The following is a 17,764-nucleotide window of genomic DNA, read 5'->3' as shown; positions in this document are numbered from 1 at the left end:
CCCCCGTTCCGCTGGCAGGAGTGGCAGCCGGAAGTGGCTGCACTTGTGTGTAACGGTTCAGAGCCCTTGGTCATTCCGCGGTTCGGCCTGTGACCTCAGCCTCACCGACATGATCGCGTGGTGCTCGACGTGGAGCACCTCGATTTCCCAGCCCGGGACGTGCACCACGTCTCCCGGCTCTTCCGGGATGCGGCCGAGAATCACCAGCACGAGACCGGCGATCGTCGCGTACGAGCCACGCGGCGGTTCGCGCAGTTCGACGCCGACGTCTTCCAGGTCGTGCACCGGGAACGTACCGGGCAGCTCGATCGTGCCGTCCGGCCGGGCGTGCACCGCGACCACGTCCGAGTCCGTCTCGTCGTAGATCTCGCCGACGATCTCCTCGAGCAGGTCCTCCAGCGTCACCATGCCGTCGACCGCGCCGTGCTCGCCGACCACCAGCGCCATCTGCTCGTGCTCTGCCTTCATGCGCCGCAACGCGTCGGTGACCCTCAGCGAGTCCGGCAGCACCATCGGGGCGCGCACCACGTCGGTCAACGTCACGTCGTCGTCGAGCAGGTCTCGCAGGTTCACGACGCCGATCACGTCGTCGAGGTGACCGTCCTTGGTCACCGGAGCCCGCGAATGGCCGGACCTCGCCAGGGCTTCCCTGGCGACGGGGGTCGCCAAACCCGCGTCCAGCACGGTCACCAGCCGGCGCGGCACCAGCACCTCGCGCAGCCGCCGTTCGTGGATCTCCAGCGCGCCGGTCATGATCGTGCGCTGCTCCGGGTTCAGCTGCTGCTGCACCTCGACGAGATCGCGCAGCTCCTGCGGTGACATCTGTTCCTCTTCGGCGTCCGGGTCACCGCCGAAGATCCGCACGACCAGGTCGGTCGCCTTGCTGAGCAACCACACGGCGGGCCGTGACACCGCGGACAGGAAGTCCAGCGGGCCCGCGATGATCTTCGCCCAGGGCACCGCGTACTGCATCGCCAGCCGCTTGGGTGCGAGCTCCCCGAACACGAGCGTGACGAAGGTGAGAGCGATCGTCACGAGTGCGATCGCGACGCTGTTCGCCGCACCGTCGAGGAACTGCAGCAGCGGCACGAGCGGCTGCGCGAGCGAGACCGCCGCGGTCGCCGACGCCAGGAACCCGGACAGCGTGATGCCGATCTGGATGGTCGCGAAGTACCTGTTCGGATCACGCGCGAGCCGGACGAGGGTGCGGTGTCCTTCGCGTTCCAACGACCGCAGCTGGCCCTCGCGCAACGACACCAACGCCATCTCGCTGCCGGCGAACGCCGCGTTCAGCAAGACCAGAACCCCTACCAGCGCGAGGTTGAACCCGTAGCCGTCCACACGTTTGGGTTAGCACGCGCGGTGGTATTTCGCGACCTGACGGCCTTCTTGAGCAGCCAGGACGGCCATCGCCACAACCGAGGTGGGGATCAGATGGAAACTCCAGAGGTGCTCGGCACCTCCACGAGAGCCCAGTACGCCCTGCCCGACGACAAGACGGACCTCGCGGCGGTGCGTGCGTGGGCCGGGAAGCTGCTGGGGGACCTGTCCGAGGACGTTCGGCTCGATGTGTTGCTCGTGTGCACCGAACTCGCCAGCAACGCCTACGAGCACGCCTGCGGGCCACGGTCGGTGCGGGTGCAACGGCTCGATGAGGTCGTACGGGTAGAGGTCGACGACGGCACGCCAGCCGACCTGCCGCGGCTCGGTGAGTCTCGGCTCGGTGACCTGCGCGGACGCGGCCTGGTGCTGACCGCGGCGATTTCCCGGTGCTGGGGTACGAGAGAGGCGGACGGTGGCAAGACCGTGTGGGCGGAGATCCTGATCGCATAGATCATCCGTGCGTTTCGCACAGGAAAGTCATGACATCGCGCGGATGGGGCTTGCCGGGCGTTTCTTCGATTCTCAATGCATGACAACCAAGACTTCACCGGTTCTGCCGGCGGCGCTGTGGGTGCGCGACCGCTGGCCTGCCTTGATCGCGCTCACGGTGTCGTTCGACTTCTGGCAGACGCCGCTCGTGCCGCCCGTGTGGGCGCTGCTGCTGTGCCAAGCGGCGTATCTGTTCTGGGGCCGTCGTGCGCCACGGGTGCAGCTCGTGGTGTTCGGTCTGTACACGGTGCTGGCGGCGGCGACGGTCGTCGTCTCGCCGTACGCCGGTGTTCTGCTGATCGCTGCCGGATGGGGCGCGCACGCCGTGTGGGACCTGGGGCACCACATCCGCAACGCCGTCGTGCCGCGCTGGTGGTCGGAGTTCTGCGGGGTGTTCGACCTGGTCGTTGCGGTCACGATCCTGCTGAAGTGGCTCTAGTCTGATGGCGATGAACGATCTTCCGCGCACCCTGCTCCGCGGGACGGTCCACGCACTGTGGGTGGCCTGTCTGGTCGTGCCGCTGATTTCGGTGCTGCGCGAGCAGTCCGTCATGCGCTGGTTCGGGATCCTGGGGCTGCTGGTGCTGGCCGTGGCATACGCGGTGGCGTTGCGGGACGGGAAGCTCTGGGTGCTCGTGGCCGCGACGCTGGCCTCGATCCCGCTCGTGGCACCGGCCGGCCCCGACGAGCTGTCCACGTGGGCGTGGATCGGCGGTGCCGCCGCCGGGTTCGCTCCGCTGCTGATGAACGGCGTCTGGCGGTGGATGGCGGCCATCGGCTCGGTCGTCCTCGCGGGGCTCGTCGGGTTCTTCGTGACCCGTGACCACACGACCTACCAGATGATCGCGGCCGCGGTCGGGCTCACGATCATCGCCATGGCCGGGCTGCCGACGTGGTTCGCGAACCTGCTGGAGCAGGCGCGGGCGGGCCGCGAGGCACGGGCGGAGCTGGCGGTGAGCGAGGAACGGTTGCGGTTCGCCCGTGACGTGCACGACCTGCTGGGCCACCGCCTGACCGTGATCGCGTTGAAGGCCGAGCTGGCCGGGCGGCTCGCGGACACCGATCCCGCGCGGTCTGCCTCGGAGGCGTTCGAGGCGCAGCGGCTGGCGTCCTCGGCGCTGGAGGAGGTGCGGGACGCGGTGCACGGCTACCGCGCGGTGGATCTCCCCGAGCAACTGGAGGCGGTGCGCAGCGTGCTGCAGGAGGCCGGGATCCGGTGCAGCATCACGGACGTTCCAGTGCACGGCGAGAACGCCACACAGCTCGCGCTGGCGCTGCGTGAGGCGTGCACGAACGTTCTCCGGCACAGCACCGCGACGTGGTGCATGATCGACCTCGTCGAGCAGGACGGGGAGATCCGGATGACCGTCACGAACGACGGCGCCGGGAAACCTTTCCACGAGGGCAACGGGATTCGGGGTATGAGCGAGCGACTCGCGGTGGCGGGCGGACGGGTGTCCGCCGATCACTCCGACGGTGACTTCACGCTGCAGGTCGTGGTGCCCGCGTGATCAGGGTGCTGCTGGCGGACGACGAGGAGCTGATCCGCGACGCCCTCGCCGCGCTGCTCGACCTCGAACCCGACCTGGAGGTGGTGGCCCGCGCCGGTGACGGCCGGGCCGCCGTCGAGGCCGCGCGGGCCCACCGCCCCGACGTCGCCGTGATCGACATGCAGATGCCGTTGCTGGACGGCCTGGAGGTCACCCAGGAGCTGGCACGCGTGCTGCCGTCGTGCGCGGTGGTGATCCTGACCGGCCGAGGCAAGCCACCGCACCTGCAGCAGGCGCTGCACGCGGGCGCGAAAGGCTTCCTGCCCAAGGGATCCCCCGGCGGCACGCTGGCCGACGTGATCCGCCGCGTGCACGCGGGCTCCCGCTGGGTCGACCCGGCCCTGGCCGCCGAGGCGCTCGCCGCACCGCCGTGCCCGCTGACCCAGCGCGAGCTGGAGGTGTTGCGCCTCACCGAGTTCGGCACCCCGGTGGCGGAGATCGCCTCCCGCACCTCGTTGTCCGCCGGTACCGTCCGCAACCACCTGTCCGCGGCGGTCACGAAACTCGGCGCGGCCGGCCGGGCCGAGGCGTTCCGGCTTGCTCACGACCACGGCTGGCTTTAGCTTGCGGGACAAGAAGATCGTCTATTGGGGGACGTGTTGAGCACGAACGCGATCAGGCTGATCGAGATCTCGCTGACCGCCGAACAGGCCCGCTCCCGCGCCGTCGCGGTGACGTCCTGGCTGCTCGACCGAGGCGTGATCACGCCGAACTGGGAGCGGGACGCGGAGCTGTCGCCGAGCGAGTTCCGCGCCGGCCCGCAGTGCGCCGCGGTCGCTCCCGGCTCGTTCGGTCACGGAGGCGTGGATGTGGTGGTGGAACGCCAGGTGCACCACGCCGTCGAGAACTACGAGCCGCCGACGTGTCCCGGCTGCGGCTACCCGGCGATCTACTTCGACGCGCACCACGCGCTCATCGAACCGTGGCTCTTCGAGCGCGCCGAGGCCTCGGTCCGGTGTGTCGCTTGTGGACGTTCGTCGCTGGTCGGCAACCTGGGCGGGCACTGGTCGTTCCACATCGGCGATCTGGCGGTGGTGTTCCACGACTGGCCGCCGCTGACCGAGGAGTTCGTCGCGGAGCTGGGCGCGGTGATGGGGCCGCGCACCCGCATGGTCATCGCCCACCTGTGATCTTTCTATTGGAGCGCTAGAAACCTGATGTGAGCACGTCGAACGCGTGCTGCCGGTGCTCGGCGAACAGCTCCAGCGCACCCTCCACGTTGCCCAGCCGCAGCGCCGCCGCCAGGTCGCGGTGTTCCTCCCGGATCTGCTGCAGATAGCCGTCCGAGCTCACGTTGACGCGCGTGATCAGGAACAGGTGCACCTGCGACCGGATCGCCTCCCACGCCTGAGCCAGCCGTGAGTGGTTCGCGGCGGCGTACACGGCGTCGTGGAACGCGATGTCGCACCGCACCATCTCGTGCGGGGTCTCGGCGCGGTCCATCTCGGCGGCGGCCTTCTCGATCGACGCCAGCGACTCATCCGAGGCCTGGTCCACGACCCGGCGCACGGCCAGCACCTCGAGGGCACCGCGCAGGCTGTCGAGCTCGGCGACGTCCTGCACGGACAACGCCGTCACGGTCGCGCCCCGGTGCCACTCGGCGCGCACGATGCCCTCGCGTTCGAGCTTCTGCAGTGCCTCGCGGACCGGCCCGCGGCTCACTTCCAGCGCCTCGGACAGCTCGATCTCGCGCAGTGCGCTGCCCGGCGGGTAGCGGCCGTCGAAGATCGCCTCGCGGATCGAGTCGGCGACCTCGGTGCTCAGGCCCCGTCTGCGGGCCGGGCCCATCTTCGTCATGACGCAATGTTAACAAAGCCCCAACTTGTTTGATTGTCACAATGTTAACATTCCTACAAGCATCCAGCGTCGAGATCGTGAGGATCCAGCCCGTGACCATCCCCCGCTTCCACCTCGCCATGCCCGTCGACGACCTCGACGCCGCCCGGCGCTTCTACGGCGTCACCCTCGGCCTCCCCCAGGGCCGCAGTTCCGACACGTGGATCGACTGGAACCTGCACGGCCACCAGTTCGTCACGCACCTGGCACCGAAGGTCGAGCGGGTGCACAACCCGGTGGACGGCCACGACGTGCCGGTGCCCCACTTCGGCCTGGTCCTGACCGTCCCCGGCTTCCACGAACTCGCCGGCAAGCTCCAGGAAGCAGGCACGACGTTCGTCATCGAGCCCTACGTCAGGTTCCAGGGCGAGCCCGGCGAGCAGTGGACGATGTTCCTGCTGGACCCGGCGGGCAACGCGCTGGAGTTCAAAGCCTTCGCGGACGACTCCCAGGTGTTCGCGGCGTAGGTTCCAAATAATCTTGCACGACGCGCAAGTTTCTGTAGCGTGGAGGTGACGCCGAGCCACGACCCGATCACCACGGGTCAGACAGGGAGAGGCCACCATGACCACGGCAGAGCGGCAGCGCAACGCGCAGGAGCTCACCCGTCCGCAGTTGCCCGCCGAGCTCACGAAGCGCGGCGGGTGCCCGTTCGACCCGCCCGGCGAGCTGACCGAGTTGAGCGGGCACGGCCGGATCCACAGGATCGAGCACAACGGCGAGGTGATCTGGCTCGTCACCGGGCACGACGAGGCGCGGGCGGTGCTCGCGGACGCGCGGATGAGCTCGGATCGGATCAACAGCCCGCGCGCCAGGGCTCTCATCTCCCCCGAGCTGCACGCGGAGATGTTCCCGCCGGAGCGGCGGGCCGGGTCGTTCATCTTCATGGACGCCCCCGAGCACACCCGCTACCGCAGGCTGCTGACCGGGCAGTTCACCGTGCGCAGGATGCGGGACCTGACGCCGCGCGTGCACGAGATCGTCACCGCGCAGCTCGACGCGATGATCGAGAAGGGCCCGCCGTCGGACCTCGTGCAGGACTTCGCGTTGCCGGTGCCGTCACTGGTGATCTGCGAGCTGCTCGGGGTCGACTACGGCGAACGCGAGGAGTTCCAGCGCCGCACCTCCAGGCTGCTCAGCCTGGACACCACGATCGACGAGCAGATCAAGGTCAGCGCGGACCTGCGGCAGTTCATGCAGTCGCTCGTGCGGGAGAAGCAGCGCGACCCCGGCGACGACCTGCTCTCCGGGCTCGTCCGCGACACCGACCTCGACACCGACGAGCTGACCGGCATCGCGAACCTGCTGCTCATCGCCGGTCACGAGACGACGGCGAACATGCTGGCGCTCGGCACGTTCGCGCTGCTCGAACACCCGGAGCAGCTCCAGAAGCTGCGGGAGCACCCCGAGCTGACCGAGAACGCGGTCGAGGAGCTGCTGCGCTACCTGTCGATCATCAGCATGGGCGTCTCCCGGCACGCGTTGGAGGACGTCACCATCGGCGGCGCCACGATCCGTGCCGGCGACACCGTCGTCGTGTCGGTGCCCGCGGTGAACCGCGACGAGAGCCAGTACCCGGACCCGCACGAGCTGCAGGTCGACCGGCCGCGCGGGCACCACGTGGCGTTCGGGCACGGCATCCACCAGTGCCTCGGCCAGCAGCTGGCCCGCGTGGAGATGACCGTCGGCTTCACCGAACTGCTGCGCAGGCTGCCCGACCTGCGCCTGGCCGTGCCCGCCGACGAGGTGCCGCTGCGCACCGACATGGCGATCTACGGCGTGCACGCACTGCCGGTCACCTGGTGAAACCGGCGCCGAGCTGGTCGATCATCTTCCCGACCAGCTCGGCCGCCGTGTACCGCTCCGAGGCCTGGGGCGTGTCCAGCCACCACTGCACGACCGCGCGCATCGACGCGAGGAACGTCGAGGCTGCCACCGCCGGGTAGGGGTCCTCGTCGGCGTCCACCCCGCACCGCACCGCGATCGCCGCGGTCAGCTCCTGCTCCCGTGCGGAATAGGCGTTGAACAGGTGCGGCAGCAGGGCCGGGGTCCGGCGCAGTTCACGCAGCTGGCGAAGCCGGTCGAGGTCGACGTGCCGCGGGTAGAGCGAGTTCAGCGCCTCCCGCAACGCGACCAGCACCGGCTCGCCGGCGGGCCTCAGGGTGAACGCCTGGACGAACGCCTCCGCCATCGTCGAGTCGCCGGCGACGACCGCTTCTTCCTTCGAGGAGAAGTAGTTGAAGAACGTCCTCAGAGACACCCCAGCGGCGTGCGCGATCTGCTCGACGGTCACGCCATCAAGGCCGTGCTCGACACACAGGCTCCACGCGGCGTCGCCCAGCGCCGCCTTGGTAGCCGCTTTCTTGCGTTCGCGCAGGCCCGTCATGGTCAAAAGATTAGTGCTGTCGCCGTTAACATTCGCTGGTCACCGTACTTGTACCGGAAATTGGTTTAGACCTTGTGGCCGGGTGACCGCCTCACTACGGTCTGTGAGAACGCTCTCACAAGCCTAACGGAGGACCGGGTGCGTCTACTCGGAGTCGTCGTACTGACCGGCGCCCTGCTCACCGCCGGCCAGGCCCAAGCCGCTCCCACGCAAGCGGCACCAGCGCCTACGGTCACGCTGATCACCGGCGACCAGGTGCTCACCGGCCAGCGCGCGGTCAGACCGGCACCCGGCCGTGAACAGGTCGTGTTCACCACCTACAGCGCGCAGGGCCACGAGTACGTCGTGCCGTCGGACGCCATGCCGCTCATCGCCAGCGGCAAGCTCGACGAGCGCCTCTTCGACGTCACCGAGCTGGCCACGTACGACGGCGCCCTCCCGGTGATCGTCACCTATCCCGAGGGCACCGCCCACGCGCAGTCGGGCCTCAGCCTCCCGAGCATCAACGGCGTGGCGTTCGACGCCGCCAAGACGCCGATTGCCGGAATGTCAACATCCCGCATGTCAACAAGCGGAATGTCAACATTCAGCATGTCGGCATCCGGCATCAAGCGGGTCTGGCTCGACGCGAGGCGCACCGCGAACCTGGACCGCAGCGTCGCCCAGATCAACGCCCCCGCCGCCTACGCCGCGGGCTTCAAGGGCAAGGGCACCACGGTCGCCGTCCTCGACACGGGCGTGGACCAGACCCACCCGGACCTCGCGGACCGCGAGATCGGCGAGCGCAACTTCACGACGTCCCCGGACGCGATCGACCACTACGGTCACGGCACGCACGTGGCGTCGATCATCGCGGGCACCGGCGCGAAGAGCGGCGGCAAGTACCACGGCGTCGCTCCCGAGGCGAACATCCTCGACGTGAAGGTGCTGGGCGACAACGGTTCCGGCCAGGACAGCCGGATCATCGCCGGCATGGAGTGGGCCGTCGAACAGGGCGCCCAGATCGTCAACATGAGCCTCGGCGGTTTCGACACCCCCGAGATCGAGCCCCTCGAGGAAGCCGTCAACCGCCTCACCGCGGACAAGGGCACGCTGTTCGTGATCGCCGGCGGCAACCGCGGCCCGAACGGCAGCACCATCGGCTCGCCGGGCTCGGCCGACGCCGCGCTCACCGTCGGCGCGATCGACGACCAGGACCAGATCGCCGAGTTCTCGAGCCGCGGCCCGACCAGGGCCGGCTCGCTCAAGCCGGACCTCACGGCGCCGGGCGTCGGCATCGTCGCCGCCCTGCACGCCGACGGCAAGATCGGCCCACCGGTCGCCGACGGCTACACCTCCCTCGACGGCACCTCGATGGCGACCCCGCACGTCGCGGGCGCGGCGGCGTTGCTCCGCCAGCAGCACCCCGACCTCAAGGGCACCCAGCTCAAGGCCCGCCTCACCGGCAACACCACCCCGACCGCGAAGCTGACCCCGTTCGAACAGGGCACCGGCCGCGTCGACGTCGCCAAGGTGATCACGCAGAAGGTCAGCACCGCGCCGACCAGCCTCACCTTCGGCTCGCACCGCTGGCCCCACACCGGCAAACCCGCGCTGACCAAGGAGATCACCTACACCAACGCGGGCACCGAACCGATCACCCTCGACCTCACCACCGACACCACCGGCACGCTCTTCAGCGTCTCCCCCGCGAAACTCACCGTGCCCGCCGGCGGCGAGGCGAAAGCAACGCTCACCGCGGACATCGCCAAGCAGCCCAACGGCGGCGTCTTCGGCGGCGCCGTGGTCGCCTCCGGTGTCCGCACCTCGGTGGTCGTGGACCTCGAGCCGGAGAGCTACGACGTCAAGCTAACCGCCACCGACCGCAACAGCGCCAAGGTGTCGCCCACCTACGCGTTGCTGATCAACGTCGACACCGGCGCCCGCATCTACCCGAACGACGACACCGACGTAGCCCGCCTGCCCAAGGGCCACTACATCCTGGCCGGCGGCATCATGTCCTCCTCCGGTGCCTACACCCACGACGCCATCAACTTCCCCAACCTCACCGTGACCGGCCCGGCGACGATCGACCTCGACGCCAGGCTGGCCAAGCCGGTCGAGGTGAAGCTCCCCGTCGCCGCCAAACTGTCGTTGCTGCAGACCGGTTTCGAACGCGTCGTCAACGGCGCCAGGTACACCGTCGGCAACTTCTCGGTAGGCGGCAGCGTCGCCCACCTGGGCCACGCGAGCGTCGGCCCCGACTCGAACGAGGTGACGAGCAAGGTCGCGACGTTCTGGACCGCGGGCTCGGACTTCTACGGCCTCGCCTGGTACCGCAAGGGATCAGCGCCCAACGGCCTGAACAAGACGATCACGCAGAAGGACCTCGCGACCGTGAAGGTCGACATGCCGGCGTTCAAGGCGGGCCAGAACGGCACCATCGGCCACACGTCCGCGCCCTACGGCAAGGCCGACTGGGGCTGGGGCTCCCTGGACAACATGGTCCCCGGCCCGCGCACCGAGTACTACGGCGGCGAGGGCGGCGACTGGTCGCGCAGGTTCAACCTGTTCGACGCGACCGGCAACATCGGCGCACTGGCCGGCCCGCTCAAGCACTACAGGCCGGGCAGGACCTACGTGGAACCGTTCAACCGCGCCGTGTTCGGCCCGGCCCTGCCCGAGTCACGCGACTTCCCGCACACGTTCCGCAATGGCAATCTGGTCCGCATCACGATCCCCCTGTACGGCGACAGCGCGGGCAACGCCGGCTACGGCCCCACCAGCGGGGCCAAGACAACCCTGTTCCGCGACAACGTGAAGGTCGGCGACTCGACCTCCGCAGGCTGGGGCATGTTCGACGTAGAACCGGGCGCCGGAAACTTCCGCATCGAAGCCACGGCAACCCGTGACAACCCGTTGAGCAGCAAGGTGTCCGGCGTCTGGACCTTCCGCAGCGACACCACGACAACTCACACCGCACTACCGCTGTCGGTGATCCGCTTCACCCCGCAACTGGACGACAACGGCACCGCCCGCGCGGGCCAGATGCTGGCCGTCCCGGTCTCGACCCAGTCGCAGACCGACTCGGTGCGCATCACGTCCGTCGAGGTCTCCTACGACGGCGGCACGACGTGGCGCGGCACCCCGATCACGGGCAACCGCGTCCTGCTGGCCCACCCGAAGGACGCGAAGTCGGTGTCCTTGCGCGCCAAGGCGTCCGGCCACGGCCAGACCGTGGAGCAGACGATCATCAACGCTTACCTGCTCCGCTGACGCCCGACGGCCCCGTGTGCTCGCTCGCGAGCACACGGGGCCGTCCCAGCAGGCTCTCGCCGGGTCGAGTCCACGAACGCGGGGCGTCTCGGCAGCCCTCGCCTGTCGAGCCCACGAGCCCGCGGAGCCGTCCGAGAAGCCCTCGCACTCACCAAGCTCACGAGCACGTGGGCCTTCCAACAGCCCGCGCCCGTCGAGCCCACGAGCACGCAGGTCATCCCCCCAGCCCCCCGTCGAACCCGAGTGCACGCAGGTCAACCTCAGAGCCCCCGCCCGACGAACCCACAGACACGCGGGCCCTCCCCGCAGCCCCTCGCCCCTCGAGCCCGCCCGTCACCCAGCCGGGTGAACTCCGTCCTGACCCACGCCTGCCGCCGTCTATCAGATGCCCGGAATCCATGATCACCCGCTCCCGCAGAAGGAAAGGGGGCGGGCGGCGGCGCGGCAACGGACTAGAGAGCGAGGGCGAGCACCACATCGAACTGAACCCGGTACCACTCATCCACCTCACGGCCACCCGGAGCCGGCCCGGCCTGCCGAACGAAGTCCTTGACCAACGAGTCCCGCACCCCGAACACGGTGTCGCCGTCCAAGTAGGAGTCCCCACGCACGAAGATGTGCGTGACCAGCGTCCGGAACCCCTCGGCCCGCACCATGAAGTGCAGGTGCGCGGCCCGCATCGGTGACCGGCCCGCCGCCTCCAGCATCCGGCCGACCGGACCGTCGTGCGGAATCGGGTACGGCGAGGGCAGCACACCCCAGAACCCGTACCGCCCGTCGGCGTCCGCGCGGAGGTGCCCGCGCCCGGCCACCCTGCCGTCGACGTACTGGACGTCGTAGAACCCGTCCTCGTCCGCCTCCCACACCTCGATCAGCGCCCCGGCCACCGGCTTGCCGTCGGTCCCGGTCACCGTGCCCTCGACCCAGCACGGCGTGCCCGCGGCCCCCGCCGAGATGTCGCCGCCCTGCGCGATCTCCGGCGAGCCCTCCACGAAGAACGGGCCGAACACTGTCGCCTCGGTCGCGTCGCCGACTGCCTCGTTGTTGACCGTGATCGTCTGCATCGACACGCCCAGCACGTCGGACAGCAGGATGAACTCCTGCCGCTTGTCGTCGGTGATGTGGCCGGCCTGGGGTGAGGAACTCGATCGCGTTCGCCCACTCCGCCTCGGTCAGCCGCACCTCCCGCACGAACGCGTGCAGGTGCCGCGTCAGCGCCTGCATGACCTCGCGCAGCCGCGGGTCGGGTATGCCGTCGAAGGAGGCCACGACCCGGTCCGTCAACTGCTGCTCGCGCTGCTCCTGCTCTGTGGTCATGACTGCCAGAATGGCACTGATCAACAAAGGGGGCTCGCGCGTGGCAACCAAGGGGCTCGCATGCGGGATCCAAGGGGCTCGCGTGAGGGAACTGAGGTGGCCCGCGCAGCAACCGAGGGGCCTCGCGCAGCAACCGAGGGGGGCTCGCATGCGAGAACTAACCGACGAGATCGTCGTCGACTGGACCGCCCCAGCACCACCACCCAACCCCGACCCCGCACTACAAGAAGCCCAAACCCTGATCAAAACCCGCCACGTAGCCGAGATCGCAAAACACCCAGACGGCCGCCTGGCAGTCCTAACGTGGTCAGACCCAAAGATCGACCCAGGCCTGATCAACCCAGCCCTGCACATCATCGACAACGGCAAAGTCGAAGACCTGGGCCCAACCCCGGCAGACGCCCGATCACCGGTCTGGTGGGGCGACAAGATCGTCTACCTGGCCCTGACCCCGCCCCACCTGCAAGGCGGACTGGCCGTCTTCGACCAGCACCACCGCAACCTCACCGAGGGCATGCCGGCCTGCCCCACAGACCTGGTGCAGGACAACGGCAACGCCCCGCTGATGATCGTCGCGACCGGACTGGACACCGAATTCCACCGCCTCGGCACAGGCCCGCTCGCCCGCATCAAGGGCTCCAGCAAACACGCCGGTCGAACCGACCTGAGCAACAACATCCCGTGGGGCACCCAAGAACGCCTCCACTACAAGGCCAAAGACGGACTAGAGCTGGACGGCCTCCTGGTCCTCCCGGTCCACAACGACAGAGACGACGGCCCGTTCCCGCTCATCACGATCGTCCACGGCGGCCCCTACGATCGGTACGCCGACGACCTCCAGCTGGGCTGGGTCCCGTCCGCACAATGGTTCGCGCATCAGGGTTTCGCGACCTTCCTCCCCAATCCCCGCGGCGGACAGGGCCACGGCCACGAGTTCGCCGCCGCCGTCGCGAAAAGGGTCGGCCTGGAGGAGTGGCACGACATCGAAACCGGCATCGACCTGCTGATCAGCCAGAACGTGGCCGACCCGGACAGGCTCGGGATCGCGGGCTGGAGCCACGGCGGGTTCATGGCCGCCTGGGCCACCACGCGGACCGACCGGTTCAAGGCGGCGTTCGTGGGCGCGGGGATCTCCGATTGGCCGAGACTCGCGGAAACCGGTGAGTGGGGTGCCTTCGAGGCCGCGCTCAGCGACAGCGCCGAACACAGCCCGCTCACCTACGCCGGCCGGATCCGCACGCCGATGCTGATCGTGCACGGTGCCGAGGACACGAACGTTCCGGTGGAGCAAGCCGAGCTGCTGCACCGGGCCGTCGCGCACTCCGAACTCGTCGTCTACCCCGGTGAAGGGCACGTGCTGGCCCGGCGTGAGCACAGGCTGGATCTGCTGAACCGAACCAGAAGGTTCTTCGCCAACCTCTGAAACTTGCGCAAAACTTACGCAAACCCCGCAAGCCCAAAGCAAACTGGCGCAAGCGGACTCATCGAGATCGAATCAATTTATTGGGCACGTTCGGGTTCGAACCTCCCGAACCGGGGTCCGTTCTGCCGCTGGTGATAGGCCTTGTGCACCCTGAGATACTGTTCAGATACCGGAAGTGCGACTCGTCTTTCCTGTTCAGAGGGCGATGTCGCAAATTTGCGCAATCACGTCGACATATTGCGGTAATCTGCTAGGCACTTCTACGGTGAGGCGCGCCACACCCCCTCGCGTCCCCACCGAGAAGGGCCAAGCACGCCATGTCAACGACGACTCGCGTTCGCTCCCTGCTAGCCCCGATAGCCGCGTTGGTCCTCACCGCGGGAACCCTGACGATCGCCCCTGCCGCGCAAGCCGCGGCGGTGAGCCTGGATCTGCAGAAGCAGACCCGCATCGACCAGGTCACGCTGACCGCCCCGCGCAACGGCACGGAAACCTTCGCCGTGCAGACGAGTCTCGACGGCAGAGGCTGGTCGACGCTCGTCGCGGAATCGCCACACACCTACAAGGACCGCAAGGTCACGTTCAAGGTCGACCCGACGCTGGTCCGGCACGTCCGCGCCACCAAGACGACGGCGAAGCTGGAGGTCCACGAAGCCGCTGTCAGCGCGCTGCTCGCGGCGACCTACAGCGCGAGCAGCACCAACCAGGGCTACGTCGCGAGCAACGCCGGTGACGGCAACCAGGGCACCTACTGGGAGAGCGCGAACAACGCGTTCCCGCAATGGATCCAGGCCGACCTCGGGGCCGCTCTCAGGGCCGACCGGGTCGTGCTGAAGCTCCCATCCCCGAACTGGGGCACCCGCACCCAGACCCTCGCCGTCCAGGGCAGCACCGACGGCACCAACTTCACGGATCTGGTGGCGTCACGGGGATACGAGTTCAACCCGGCCTCCGCCAACACGGTCACCATCGACTTCACCGCGGCCACCACGCGGTACGTCCGGCTGCGCATCACCGCGAACACCGGCTGGCCCGCGGGCCAGATCAGCGAGTTCGAGGTGCAGGGCCCGACTTCCGGTGACACCCAGGCGCCCACCGCGCCGGGCAGCCTCGCCTACACCCAGCCGCAGGCCGGGCAGATCCGGCTGACCTGGAACGCGAGCACCGACAACGTCGGCGTCACCGGCTACGACGTCTACGCCAACGGCAGCCTGCGGACCACCGTCACCGGCACGACCTACACGGACAGCCAGCCCGACGGGCTGCGGGTGACCTACCACGTGATCGCGAAGGACGCTGCCGGGAACCAGTCCCCCGCCAGCAACTCCGTGACGCGCGAAGGCTCCGCCGGCACGAACCTCGCGCAGGGCAAGCCGGTCACCGCTTCCGGGTACGTGCACACGTTCGTCCCGGCCAACGCCAACGACGGCAACGTCGGCACCTACTGGGAGTCCAACGGGTTCCCCGGCACGCTGACCGTCCAATTGGGATCGAACGCCGACCTCAGCTCCATCGTGGTCAAGCTCAACCCCGACTCGGCCTGGGGTGCTCGCACGCAGAACGTCGAGGTCCTCGGCCGTGAACAGAGCGCGACCGGCTTCACCAGCCTCGTCGCGGGCCGCGACTACCGCTGGGATCCGGCGAGCGGCAACAGCGTCACGATCGGCACCTCGGGACGTGTCGCCGACGTGCAACTGCGGTTCACGACCAACACCGGTGCGCCCGGCGCGCAGGTGGCGGAGATCCAGGTGTTCGGTACCCCTGCCCCGAACCCCGACCTCACCGTCACCGCGACGTCGTTCACGCCGGCCGGCCCGGTCGAGACCGACCAGATCACGCTCAACGCGACCGTCCGCAACGCCGGTACCGCACCGTCGGTCGCGACCGACGTGACGTTCTTCCTCGGCACCACCAGTGTCGGGACCGCCCAGGTCGGCGCGCTCGCGGCCGGTGCTCAGGCGAACGTCAGCACCACGATCGCGGCCCGTCCGTCGGGCAGCTACTCCTACACCGCCAAGGTCGACGAGACCAAGAAGGTGGCGGAGCAGGACGAGACCAACAACGCGCGCCTGCACCCCGATCAGCTCGTCGTCACCCCGGTGCCGAGCTCTGACCTGGTGTCGGTCCCGTCCTGGTCGCCGAGCAACCCGAGCAACGGCCAGACCACGACGTTCACCGTCGCGATCAAGAACCAGGGCACCATCGCGTCCGCTGCCGGTGCACACGGCATCACGGTCACGATCCTGAACAGCAGCGGCGCGACCGTCCGCACGTTGACCGGCAGCCACAACGGCGCGATCAACGCGGGTGCCACTACCGCCGCGGTCAACCTCGGCACGTGGCCTGCCGCCGACGGCCGGTACACGGTCCGCACGACGATCGCGAACGACGGCAACGAGATCCCTGCCAAGCAGGGCAACAACACCAGCGAGCAGTCGCTGTTCATCGGCCGTGGTGCCAGCGTTCCGTGGCAGCACATCGAGGCCGAAGACGCCGTCACCGCCGGTGGCGCGCAGGTACTCAGTCCCAACAGGACGATCGGTGACCTCGCGGGTGAGGCCTCCGGCCGTCGCGCCGTCACGCTCAACAGCACCGGTGCCTCGGTCGAGTTCACGACCGGCGCCCCGACCAACACCCTCGTCACCCGCTTCTCCATCCCGGACAGCGCAGGCGGCGGCGGCATCACGTCGAACCTCAACGTCTACGTCAACGGCACGTTCCACAAGGCCATCGACCTGACGTCGAAGTACATGTGGCAGTACGGCAACGAGGCCAGCCCGGGCAACTCGCCGGGAGCGGGCGGCCCGCGCCACATCTACGACGAGGCGAACGTCATGCTCAACTCGACGTTCCCGGCGGGCACGAAGATCAAGCTGCAGAAGGACGCGGCCAACACCACGAACTACGCGATCGACTTCGTGAACTTCGAACAGGTGTCGGCGGCCGGTAATCCTGACGCCGCACGCTATGCCGTGCCCGCCGGGTTCACCCACCAGGACGTGCAGAACGCGCTCGACCGGGTGCGGATGGACACCACCGGCACGCTGATCGGCGTCTACCTGCCCGCGGGCACCTACCCGACGCAGCAGAAGTTCAACGTGTACGGCAAGGCGATCCGGGTGATCGGCGCCGGACCCTGGTTCACCAGGTTCCAGGCCCCGACGACGCAGGAGAACACCGACCTCGGCTTCAGCGCGCAGTCGGGCTCGAGCGGGTCGACCTTCAGCGGGTTCAGCGTGTTCGGCAACTACACGCAGCGCAACGACGGGCCGGGCAAGGTGTTCGACTTCGCCGGCGTGCAGAACATGACCATCGAGAACATCTGGGTCGAACACATGATGTGCCTGTTCTGGGGCAACAACGTCGACAACAACGTCATCAAGGACAGCCGCATCCGCGACATGTACGCGGACGGCCTCAACATGACGAACGGGTCGGCGGGCAACCGGGTCGCGAACATCGACGCTCGGTCGACCGGTGACGACGCGTTCGCGTTGTTCGCCGCGACCGACGGTGGTGGCTCGGGTCAGCAGAACAACATCTTCGAGAACCTGTCGGTGCAGACCCCGTGGCGCGCGGCCGGACTCGCGGTGTACGGCGGCAAGAACAACATCTTCCGCAACATCTACGTGTCCGACACGCTCACCTATTCCGCGGTGACGATCAGCTCGCTCGACTTCGGTTACCCGATGGAGGACTTCGGGCCGGAGCCGACGACGTTCAGCGGCCTCACGCTGGTGCGCTCCGGCGGCCACTTCTGGGGCGCGCAGACGTTCGGCGCGATCTGGATGTTCTCGGCTTCCAAGAAGTACACCGGAATCCGGCTGAGCGACGTCGAGATCATCGATCCGACGTACAGCGGAATCATGTTCCAGACCAAGTACAACGGTGCCGCCGAGAACATCTTCCAGGACACGGTGCTGTCCAACGTGAGCATCTCGGGCGCGCGCAAGAGTGGCGACGAGTTCGACGCCAAGTCCGGCTTCGGCCTGTGGGCCAACGAAATGCCGGAACCGGGTCAGGGCCCTGCTGTCGGCTCGGTGACGATCAACGGTATCCGCTTCAGCAACAACTTCCAGGACATCAAGAACACCACGTCCACCTTCACGATCAACATCACCTGAT

At 68.4% G+C, this 17,764-nt stretch carries 14 protein-coding genes; 10 read left to right on the top strand and 4 right to left on the bottom strand.

Features of this window, described 5'->3' with window-relative positions:
* Nucleotides 1–57: 57 nt before the first annotated feature.
* The gene (locus ACIA8G_RS03680; RefSeq protein ID WP_396416686.1) at nucleotides 58–1,341 is read right to left on the bottom strand and encodes a hemolysin family protein; all 1,284 of its coding nucleotides are present in this window, start codon (nucleotides 1,339–1,341) and stop codon (nucleotides 58–60) included.
* Between the two features lie 93 nt (nucleotides 1,342–1,434).
* Between ACIA8G_RS03680 and ACIA8G_RS03675 the strand changes: the two genes are divergently transcribed.
* The 5 genes from ACIA8G_RS03675 (at nucleotide 1,435) to ACIA8G_RS03655 (ending at nucleotide 4,552) form a co-directional block, all read left to right on the top strand.
* The gene (locus tag ACIA8G_RS03675) at nucleotides 1,435–1,833 is read left to right on the top strand and encodes an ATP-binding protein (protein WP_396416685.1); all 399 of its coding nucleotides are present in this window, start codon (nucleotides 1,435–1,437) and stop codon (nucleotides 1,831–1,833) included.
* A gap of 79 nt (nucleotides 1,834–1,912) precedes the next feature.
* A complete protein-coding gene (locus ACIA8G_RS03670; RefSeq protein WP_396416684.1) occupies nucleotides 1,913–2,311 on the top strand; it encodes a hypothetical protein in 399 nt (132 codons plus the stop codon).
* Nucleotides 2,312–2,321: 10 nt separating this feature from the next.
* Nucleotides 2,322–3,383 carry a sensor histidine kinase gene (locus tag ACIA8G_RS03665; RefSeq protein ID WP_396416683.1) on the top strand — a complete coding sequence of 354 codons (1,062 nt, stop codon included), beginning with the start codon at nucleotides 2,322–2,324 and terminating at the stop codon, nucleotides 3,381–3,383.
* Nucleotides 3,380–3,985, top strand: a complete 606-nt coding sequence (locus tag ACIA8G_RS03660) for a DNA-binding response regulator (protein WP_396416682.1) — start codon at nucleotides 3,380–3,382, stop codon at nucleotides 3,983–3,985. Before ACIA8G_RS03665 ends, ACIA8G_RS03660 begins: the two co-directional genes overlap by 4 nt.
* Nucleotides 3,986–4,018: 33 nt before the next feature.
* Entirely contained in the window at nucleotides 4,019–4,552 is a 534-nt protein-coding gene (locus ACIA8G_RS03655; protein ID WP_396416681.1) for a hypothetical protein, read from the top strand.
* A 16-nt stretch (nucleotides 4,553–4,568) separates the two neighbouring features.
* Here ACIA8G_RS03655 and ACIA8G_RS03650 read toward each other — a convergent pair whose 3' ends face one another.
* Nucleotides 4,569–5,219 carry a GntR family transcriptional regulator gene (locus tag ACIA8G_RS03650; RefSeq protein WP_396416680.1) on the bottom strand — a complete coding sequence of 217 codons (651 nt, stop codon included), beginning with the start codon at nucleotides 5,217–5,219 and terminating at the stop codon, nucleotides 4,569–4,571.
* 119 nt (nucleotides 5,220–5,338) lie between these two features.
* Between ACIA8G_RS03650 and ACIA8G_RS03645 the strand changes: the two genes are divergently transcribed.
* Nucleotides 5,339–5,725, top strand: a complete 387-nt coding sequence (locus tag ACIA8G_RS03645; RefSeq protein WP_396417310.1) for a VOC family protein — start codon at nucleotides 5,339–5,341, stop codon at nucleotides 5,723–5,725.
* Nucleotides 5,726–5,822: 97 nt separating this feature from the next.
* Nucleotides 5,823–7,064 (top strand): cytochrome P450, encoded by a 1,242-nt coding sequence (locus tag ACIA8G_RS03640; protein WP_396416679.1) that lies wholly within the window; start codon nucleotides 5,823–5,825, stop codon nucleotides 7,062–7,064.
* Here ACIA8G_RS03640 and ACIA8G_RS03635 read toward each other — a convergent pair.
* Nucleotides 7,054–7,644, bottom strand: coding sequence for a TetR/AcrR family transcriptional regulator (locus tag ACIA8G_RS03635; protein WP_396416678.1), 591 nt, complete (start codon nucleotides 7,642–7,644; stop codon nucleotides 7,054–7,056). The two genes, ACIA8G_RS03640 and ACIA8G_RS03635, sit on opposite strands and share 11 nt — an antisense overlap.
* Nucleotides 7,645–7,782: 138 nt before the next feature.
* On the opposite strand from ACIA8G_RS03635, the gene ACIA8G_RS03630 reads away from it, so the two are divergent.
* Complete coding sequence (locus ACIA8G_RS03630) at nucleotides 7,783–10,899, top strand: S8 family peptidase (RefSeq protein WP_396416677.1); 3,117 nt, start codon at nucleotides 7,783–7,785, stop codon at nucleotides 10,897–10,899.
* A gap of 452 nt (nucleotides 10,900–11,351) precedes the next feature.
* On the opposite strand, the gene ACIA8G_RS03625 is transcribed toward ACIA8G_RS03630, so the two are convergent.
* Entirely contained in the window at nucleotides 11,352–11,963 is a 612-nt protein-coding gene (locus ACIA8G_RS03625) for a hypothetical protein (RefSeq protein WP_396417309.1), read from the bottom strand.
* Nucleotides 11,964–12,364: 401 nt separating this feature from the next.
* Between ACIA8G_RS03625 and ACIA8G_RS03620 the strand changes: the two genes are divergently transcribed.
* Together ACIA8G_RS03620 and ACIA8G_RS03615 are read left to right on the top strand one after the other, a co-directional pair.
* Nucleotides 12,365–13,639, top strand: coding sequence for an alpha/beta hydrolase family protein (locus tag ACIA8G_RS03620; RefSeq protein ID WP_396416676.1), 1,275 nt, complete (start codon nucleotides 12,365–12,367; stop codon nucleotides 13,637–13,639).
* 317 nt (nucleotides 13,640–13,956) lie between these two features.
* Nucleotides 13,957–17,763, top strand: a complete 3,807-nt coding sequence (locus ACIA8G_RS03615; protein ID WP_396416675.1) for a discoidin domain-containing protein — start codon at nucleotides 13,957–13,959, stop codon at nucleotides 17,761–17,763.
* Nucleotide 17,764 lies beyond the last annotated feature (1 nt).

The organism is Lentzea sp. NPDC051213, from assembly GCF_044455585.1.
In the GTDB taxonomy this organism is placed as follows: domain Bacteria; phylum Actinomycetota; class Actinomycetes; order Mycobacteriales; family Pseudonocardiaceae; genus Lentzea.
The sequence above is the reverse complement of the archived record's forward strand: the minus strand, read 5'-3'. Positions and strand labels throughout refer to the sequence as shown.

Bases quoted from the DNA above. Each gene is read 5' to 3' on its own strand.
- ACIA8G_RS03675 (WP_396416685.1), top strand. From the start codon at position 1,435: ATGGAAACTCCAGAGGTGCTCGGCACCTCCACGAGAGCCCAGTACGCC.
- ACIA8G_RS03670 (WP_396416684.1), top strand. From the start codon at position 1,913: ATGACAACCAAGACTTCACCGGTTCTGCCGGCGGCGCTGTGGGTGCGC.
- ACIA8G_RS03665 (WP_396416683.1), top strand. From the start codon at position 2,322: ATGAACGATCTTCCGCGCACCCTGCTCCGCGGGACGGTCCACGCACTG.
- ACIA8G_RS03650 (WP_396416680.1), bottom strand. From the start codon at position 5,219: ATGACGAAGATGGGCCCGGCCCGCAGACGGGGCCTGAGCACCGAGGTC.
- ACIA8G_RS03645 (WP_396417310.1), top strand. From the start codon at position 5,339: ATGCCCGTCGACGACCTCGACGCCGCCCGGCGCTTCTACGGCGTCACC.
- ACIA8G_RS03640 (WP_396416679.1), top strand. From the start codon at position 5,823: ATGACCACGGCAGAGCGGCAGCGCAACGCGCAGGAGCTCACCCGTCCG.
- ACIA8G_RS03635 (WP_396416678.1), bottom strand. From the start codon at position 7,644: ATGACGGGCCTGCGCGAACGCAAGAAAGCGGCTACCAAGGCGGCGCTG.
- ACIA8G_RS03625 (WP_396417309.1), bottom strand. From the start codon at position 11,963: ATGCAGACGATCACGGTCAACAACGAGGCAGTCGGCGACGCGACCGAG.
- ACIA8G_RS03620 (WP_396416676.1), top strand. From the start codon at position 12,365: ATGCGAGAACTAACCGACGAGATCGTCGTCGACTGGACCGCCCCAGCA.
- ACIA8G_RS03615 (WP_396416675.1), top strand. From the start codon at position 13,957: ATGTCAACGACGACTCGCGTTCGCTCCCTGCTAGCCCCGATAGCCGCG.